Source organism: Corallococcus praedator (assembly GCF_003612125.1).
In the GTDB taxonomy this organism is placed as follows: domain Bacteria; phylum Myxococcota; class Myxococcia; order Myxococcales; family Myxococcaceae; genus Corallococcus; species Corallococcus praedator.
Genome location: NZ_RAWI01000948.1, coordinates 1 through 463, shown reverse-complemented (window position 1 = coordinate 463; position 463 = coordinate 1). Strand labels below are relative to the sequence as shown.

The window sequence follows — 463 nt, the reverse complement described above, 5'->3', positions numbered from 1 at the left end:
GTTTATTATTTGGCCTGGATGAAGAAACGCCGGAAAGCAATTTACGTTTCAGTCTTGAATTCGAGTTTTAAATGGCAACACAGGATGCCAAAGGCATCCTGTGTTGCAGAGGACTATATTTCTACCAATCGTTATTTGACGAGCGAAAAGCGTCTTGTTTCACTCATCACTGAACCACCTTTGCCATCTTCAACCAGCACTCTCCAGTTGTAGGCGCGACCCATTTCCAACCCATAGACAGTCACTTTAGTGGTATCTGTTGGTGTGCAATCATTGAAGTTGGAGAGTTTATCTTCTGGCCACACACAATATTTATACTGCAACTTATCGCCGTCTTTATCTGATACCAATTTCCAACTGAGTGTGATTTTGTCGTAAGTAAATTTGGTTTCAGGTTTGGGTGCTACCAATACCGGTGTTGTGGGCAACTGATTGCCGCGCAGGGTTTCAGTGGCAATATAAG

At 43.2% G+C, this 463-nt stretch carries 1 protein-coding gene; it reads right to left on the bottom strand.

Going from position 1 to position 463, the window contains the following annotated elements; all coding sequences use genetic code 11:
- Positions 1–131: 131 nt before the first annotated feature.
- On the bottom strand, positions 132–463 hold a 332-nt coding region (locus tag D7Y13_RS42535; RefSeq protein ID WP_147452692.1), incomplete at its 5' end, for a fibronectin type III domain-containing protein.